General features: G+C 67.0%; 5 protein-coding genes and 1 pseudogene. 1 reads left to right on the top strand and 5 read right to left on the bottom strand.

The genetic code is table 11. The features are described 5' to 3' along the window. The 5 genes and pseudogenes from AX735_RS21855 to AX735_RS21835 form a co-directional block, all read right to left on the bottom strand. Positions 1–901 (bottom strand): annotated as a pseudogene (locus AX735_RS21855) (amidohydrolase family protein); the annotation flags it as partial. 40 nt (positions 902–941) lie between these two features. Further along, a complete protein-coding gene (locus AX735_RS21850; protein ID WP_066284754.1) occupies positions 942–2,366 on the bottom strand; it encodes an amino acid permease in 1,425 nt (474 codons plus the stop codon). Positions 2,367–2,401: 35 nt separating this feature from the next. Continuing rightward, a complete protein-coding gene (locus AX735_RS21845) occupies positions 2,402–3,067 on the bottom strand; it encodes a GntR family transcriptional regulator (protein WP_066284752.1) in 666 nt (221 codons plus the stop codon). Between the two features lie 7 nt (positions 3,068–3,074). Then, positions 3,075–4,073, bottom strand: coding sequence for a 4-hydroxyproline epimerase (locus AX735_RS21840; protein ID WP_066284749.1), 999 nt, complete (start codon positions 4,071–4,073; stop codon positions 3,075–3,077). 6 nt (positions 4,074–4,079) lie between these two features. Then, the gene (locus AX735_RS21835) at positions 4,080–5,003 is read right to left on the bottom strand and encodes a dihydrodipicolinate synthase family protein (RefSeq protein ID WP_066284757.1); all 924 of its coding nucleotides are present in this window, start codon (positions 5,001–5,003) and stop codon (positions 4,080–4,082) included. A gap of 60 nt (positions 5,004–5,063) precedes the next feature. Between AX735_RS21835 and AX735_RS21830 the strand changes: the two genes are divergently transcribed. Further along, the gene (locus AX735_RS21830) at positions 5,064–6,332 is read left to right on the top strand and encodes an NAD(P)/FAD-dependent oxidoreductase (protein WP_066284744.1); all 1,269 of its coding nucleotides are present in this window, start codon (positions 5,064–5,066) and stop codon (positions 6,330–6,332) included. Positions 6,333–6,404 lie beyond the last annotated feature (72 nt).

Genomic DNA, 6,404 nt, shown 5'->3' with positions numbered 1-6,404 from the left:
GTTTCCACAGCCTGCCCGCCTCGCCGAAGCGCATCTGCTCGTCGGTATTGACGAAATCGCCGGGCCAGTCCTGCAGCTTGCGGTCGGTGAACAGTGCCTCGGGCAGCCCGTACCAGTGCTCCATCGATTCGAGGCCCGCCTCGCTGGTGCGCAGCACATTGGCATAGGCGACCACGCCCTGGGCATGGTGCATCGTCGAATGCATCCCCAGCTTCTTGGTCTCGTCGATCGCGGCGAGCAGCGCCGCCTCGCTGCCGCCGATGAACTTGATGCCGTCCGCGCCGCGCCTTTTGGCATCGCGGATCGCCGCGCGGCCCTGTTCTGCGGTGCGGATCGGCAGGCCGATCTGCTGGAACATCGGGTAGACATCGAGCTTGGGGCCAACAATCTCGTTGCGCGCCAGCCGGTTCTTGATCGCCACCTGCTGCTCGATCGACATTTCGGACGAGCCGACATTGCGCGCGGTGGTGATGCCATGCGCCAGCCAGAGCTTGAGCACATAGTCGCTCGGCACGCCCTGCCCATCGCTCAGCGTGTGCAGATGGACATGCGCATCGACAAAACCGGGCAACACATAGTGACCGGTAAGGTCATATTCCTTGTCGCCTTTGGGCGGCCTGCGCGCCTCCTCGATCGCGCCGGGTGCGCCGATGCTGGCGATCTGCACGATCCGGTCGTTCTCGATGACGATGTCGACCGGTCCCTGTGCGGGCGCGCCGGTGCCGTCGACATAGATCGCGTTGCGCAACACGGTGCGCGGCCAGGGCCCCTCGCCCAGCGTCCGCGCCGGGATGGGATCGGCGACCTCCCGCTTTTCCGCCTGGCCGAGCGATTGCGCCGAAACGCTGCCCGCCAGCGCGAGCGCCGACAGGCTCGCCAGCAAAATCCGACCGATCCGCATGTCCGTTCCCCTGTTGCGGGCCTTGCTCGGCCCGTTTTGATTACGCCCCGGCGTTCTGATCCTGCAGCGCCTGGCTGCGCGAGCGGCTGTAGAGGAAGTAGAAGGCAAGGCCCGCCACGTTCCACAGCGCAAAGCGCACCAGCGTCTGCGACGGCAGGCTGGCGAGCAGATAGAGGCAGCCAAGGATCGCCAGAGTACCCACCAGATAGGGCTGCGGGCACTTGAACACGCGCTTCAATTCGGGCGCGCGCTTGCGCAGCACCATGAGGCACCCGCCCACCGCGATGAACGCGAGCAGCGTCCCCGCATTGGCGAGTTCGGCAATCTCGTCGAGCCGGAAGAAGCCGGCGACAGCGGCGACGAACACGCCGGTAATTCCGGTCACCAGCACCGGCGCGCCGGTCTTGGGCGAGACGCGCGACAGCGCCTGCGGCAGCAGGCCATCGCGCGCCATCACGAAGAAGATGCGGCTCTGGCCGTACATCATCACCAGGATCACCGAAGGCAGCGCGATCAGCGCGGCGAGCGCGACCAGATAGGAGGCGGTCGGATGGCCAAGCGTGCGCAGAACCAGCGCGAGCGGCTCGGGCGAATTGCCGAGCGTGAGGTACGACATCGCCCCGACGGCGGAGAGCGCCACCGCCATGTAGATCAGCGTGCACACCGCCATCGACCCGACAATGCCGATGGTAAGGTCACGCCCCGGGTTGCGCGCTTCCTCGGCCGAGGTCGCCACCGCATCGAAGCCGTAAAAGGCGAAGAACACGATCGCAGCAGCCGCCATCACCCCGCGGGTCGACCCGTCCTGCACGGTGCTGCCGAAGCCATAGGGCATGAACGGCGTGAAGTTCGCGCTGTCGAACGCGGGCAGCGCCAGCGCGACAAAGGCGGTGAGCGCGGTCAGCTTGATGATGACGAGGATGATGTTGAGCGTCGCGCTCTCGCGCGTGCCAGCCATCAGCATACCCGCAATCGCCAGCGACACGATGACCGCAGGCAGATTGATGATACCGCCTGCATGCGGTCCCGACAGCAGCATGGCGGGCAGTTCGACGCCAGCCGATTGCAACCAGCCGACCAGATAGCCGGACCAGCCGACCGCGACGGTCGAGCAGGCAAGCGAATATTCGAGGATCAGGCTCCACCCGACCACCCAGGCCAATGTCTCGCCAACCACCGAATAGGTATAGGTATAGGCGGAACCGGCGGTCGGGATCATCGTCGCGAGCTCGGCATAGGCGAGCGCGGCGCAGGCGCAGACCGCCCCTGCAATCGCGAAGGCCAGGATCACCGCAGGCCCGGCGCGCTCGGCGCCCACCCCGGTCAGCGTGTAGATGCCGGTGCCGACGATCGCACCTACGCCCAGCGCAATCAGGTGCGGCCAGGACAATGTCGGCTTCAACCGGCTGCCCTCAGGGGCGTCGGCCGCCTGCACTATCGGTTTGATCGGCCCTAAAATCCCCATCCGTCGCGTCCCTTTATAATTATGCGCGCGGGCGATCAGCCCGGCGGTCCCTTGGAATCGGTTTGCAGCTGCAGCCTGAGGTCATCGAGCGTCTTGCCGATATGCACCACGGTCAGCGCCGCGATCTTGCGTTCGTCGCGCGCCAGCCACGCCTGCAGCATATCGCGATGCTCCTCGTTGGCGCGCTCGTTGCGGCCGAGCGGCTCGAGATGCTTGCGCACATAGCGTTCCGACAGCACGTGCAGCCGTTCGAGAATGGTAAAGGTCACCGGGCGCCCGGCGGGGCGGAGCAGCGCAAGGTGAAATGCCCGGTTGAACGCGCCGACGCCTTCGCCTCCCGAATCGGTGAGGCTGTCGAGCTGATCGAGCAGATCGGACGCCGCCTGCTGCTCGGCCGTTCCGGCCAGCCTGGCAGCAATGGCGATCGTTTCTGGCTCGAGTTTGAGCCGCAGCGCATAGACCTCTTCGGCCTCGGTGGCGGTCAGCGGTCGCACGGTGAAGCCGCGATTGGCCTGCGAGGCGAGCAGCCCTTCCTGCTCCAGCCGCGCCAGCGCCTCGCGCAGCGGGATCTTGCTTACCCCCATTTCGGCGGCGAGCGCGTCCTGGCGGATCGGGCGATCGGGCGCGACGGTTCCGTTCAGAATGCGGGCGCGAACCTGGTCGACCAGCTGTTCGGAAAGGTTGCGCGCGGCGATGCTCATAAGCCTCTCATATCACAGAGAAGCCATCCCAAAAGGGGTCTTTGTCGTCGATCCAGATGGTATTGAAACCCGTCGCGATCGCCGAACCCTGGATCGAGGGAATGATCGCGCGCCGCCCGCCAAGCTCGATCGCCTCTTCCACCCGGCCGATGAAGCGGCTGCCGATATAGCTTTCGTGCACGAAGCGCTCGCCGACCTGGAGCCTGCCGTTGTGCGCGAGATGCGCCAGCCGTGCCGAGGTGCCGGTGCCGCAGGGCGAGCGGTCGATCGCGCGCTCGCCATAGAAGACCGCGTTGCGCCCGTCCGCGCCCTCGCCCTTGGGCTTGTCGGCCCAGAGCACATGGCTCACGCTCCTGATCCGGTCGTCGAGCGGGTGCACCGGCTCGATCTTTTCGCGCAGCATCGCGCGGATCGTGCGCGCATGCTCGATCAGCCGCGCCGCGCCCAGATCGTCCAGGCCCGTGTAGTTCCCCTGCGGCTCGACGATCGCATAGAAATTGCCGCCATAGGCGATGTCGATGCTGAGCGGCCCCAGGCCCGGCACGTCGATCTCGACGCCTTCGGCTGCGACGAACGAGGGCACGTTGCGGATGCGCACCCAGGCCACCTTGTCGCCGTCGCGCTCATATTCGATTTGGATGTCGCCGGCGGGCACCTCGACTTTGAGCAGCCCGGGCGTCTGCGGCTGGATCAGTCCGTGCTCCAGGCCGAAGGTGATCATCCCGATCGTTCCGTGCCCGCACATCGGCAGGCAGCCCGAGGTCTCGATGAACAATATGCCGACATCGTTCTCAGGCCGGGTGGGCGGATAGAGAAACCCGCCCGACATCATGTCATGCCCGCGCGGCTCGAAGCACAGCCCGGTGCGGATCCAGTCGAACCGCTCGATGAAGTCCATCCGCCGCTCGGCCATCGAGGACCCGCGCACCAGCGGCGCGCCGCCTGCAACCAGACGGACGGGATTGCCCGCGGTATGGCCGTCGATGCAGAAAAACGTGTGCTTCATGCGCGATCAGGCAGCCGCCGCGACATCGGGCACGGGCCGGGTCGCGGCGCATTGCTCGACCCAGGCGATGACGTCGGCGCGGCGCTGGCCGGTCAGCGGCAGGCGCGGCATGCGCACGCGTTCCGATCCGCGCCCCATGATCTGTTCGGCGAGCTTGATCGACTGGACCAGGTCGTGTTCGGCATCGAGATGCAGCAGCGGCATGAACCAGCGATAGATGCGCAGCGCCTCGGCATAATCGCCGCGCCGCTGCGCCGCGACCAGAGCGACCGATTCGCGCGGGAAGGCGCTGGTCAGGCCCGAGACCCAGCCCGATGCGCCCAGCATCAGCCCTTCGAGCGCGACATCGTCGAGGCCCGCCATCACCGTATAGCGATCACCGAAGCGGTTGATCAGGTCGGTGAAGCGGCGCGGATCGGGCGCGCTTTCCTTGATCGCGACGATATTGGGCACGTTCTCGAGCCGGGCGAGCGTGTCGAAATCGACATTGACGCGATAGGCGGGCGGATTGTTGTAGAGCATGATCGGCAGGCTGGTCGCCTCGGCTACCGCGCGGAAATGCGCCTCGAGCTCTTCGACCCGGGGCACATAAACCATGCACGGCAGCAGCATCAGCGCATCGATGCCGATCGCCTCGGCCGACCGAGCATATTCGATGGCCCGCTTCGTGGTGAATTCGGAAACGCCCGCGACCAGCGGCACCCGGCCGCCGACCGCCTCGACCGCGCCCTTGAGCACGGCGAGCTTCTCGTCAGATTCGAGCGAATTGTTCTCGCCGCAGGTGCCCAGGATGATCAGCCCGTCCACGCCATCATCGACCAGCGCCGATTGCACCTTTTGCGTCGCGTCATGATCGATCGCGAGGGTTTCGGTGAACTGGGTGGTGGCGGCGGGATACACTCCCTGCCAAAGCGTCTTGTGAGCCGTCATCATCGCGGAAATCCCCTGTTGCGATAAAATCGTATACGATTATAGGATGGGACCTGCAAGATGAAAAACAGCAGCCATCCTTCGCGCGCGACCGCTCTCGTCATTGGCGGAGGCCTTGTCGGCCTCTGTGCAGCGCTGCAGCTGCAGCGCGCGGGCTGCATCGTGACAGTGTTGGAGCCGCAAGAAAAGCCGCAAGGTGCATCCTGGGGCAATGCCGGGCATATCGCGGTCGAGCAGGTCCAACCGCTCGCCTCGCTGGCGACGATCCGCAGCGCCTGGGGCAGAATGCATCCGCGCGGCGCCTTGGGGCTTCCCGCAGCACAGATCGGCACCTGGGGTCCCTTTGCGCTGCGCCTGATGCGCACCAGCACCCCAGCGCGCTTCGCGGCGGGCACGGCGGCACTCTCCGCGCTCCTTGCCGAGGCGATGCCCGCCTGGAAGCGAACGAGCTGGATCATCGGCGCGGCGCACCTGCTGCGCGAGGACGGCCATTTCGTCGCCTGGGAGAGCGCGGCGTCCGCGGCGCGAGGCCGCGCCTTCTGGACCGGAACCGATATCGGCACCGCCAGCGTCCGCGATGCGAGCGCGGACGAACTGGCCGCGATTCGCGACCTGGCGCGCGGAGCGCAGATAGCCGGCGCGGTGCGCTTTGCAGGCTCGGGCCAGATGACCGATCTCGTCGCGCTCGCCGATGCGCTGCGCGCTGCGCTGGCCGCGGACGGGGGCGCGATCCGGCATGGGCAGGCCGAAGGCATCGCGCTGGAGGGCGACCAGGCGGTCGTCCGGCTGGGCGCCGAGACGCTGCGCGCCGACCAGATCGTGCTCTGCGCCGGGGCCGCATCCGCCGAGCTTTTGCAGCCGATGGGCGCGCGCATCCCGCTGATCGCCGAGCGCGGCTATCACATCCAGTCGCCGACAAGCCGCTGGCCGCAGGACATGCCCCCGGTGGCGTTCGAGGACCGCTCGATGATCGTCACCCGCTTTGCCGGCGGCCTGCGCGCGGCGAGCTTTGTCGAGTTCGCCGCGCGCGCCGCGCCGCCCGATCCGAGCAAATGGGCGAAACTGCGTTCCCATGTCGCCGAACTTGGCCTGCCCTTCGACCTGCCCGGCAAGCCCTGGATGGGGGCACGTCCGACCCTGCCCGATTATCTGCCCGCGATCGGCCGCAGCGCCCGCGCGCGCAATCTGCTATACGCTTTCGGGCACCAGCATCTGGGACTGACGCTCGCGGCGATCACCGGGGAGCTGGTTGCTGCGCTGGCAACGGGCAAGCCCAGTCCCATCGATCTGGCGCCCTTCGACCCGGCGCGCTTTGGAGGAACGACATGAAAGGCATTGGCGGATCGACCGCAACCGAGCAGCTGGCCGGGCTTGGGCCATGGCAGGACATCGCCCCGCCGA

The organism is Blastomonas sp. CCH1-A6 (genome assembly GCF_001556365.1).
Taxonomy (GTDB): Bacteria; Pseudomonadota; Alphaproteobacteria; order Sphingomonadales; family Sphingomonadaceae; genus Blastomonas; species Blastomonas ursincola.
The sequence above is the reverse complement of the archived record's forward strand: the minus strand, read 5'-3'. Positions and strand labels throughout refer to the sequence as shown.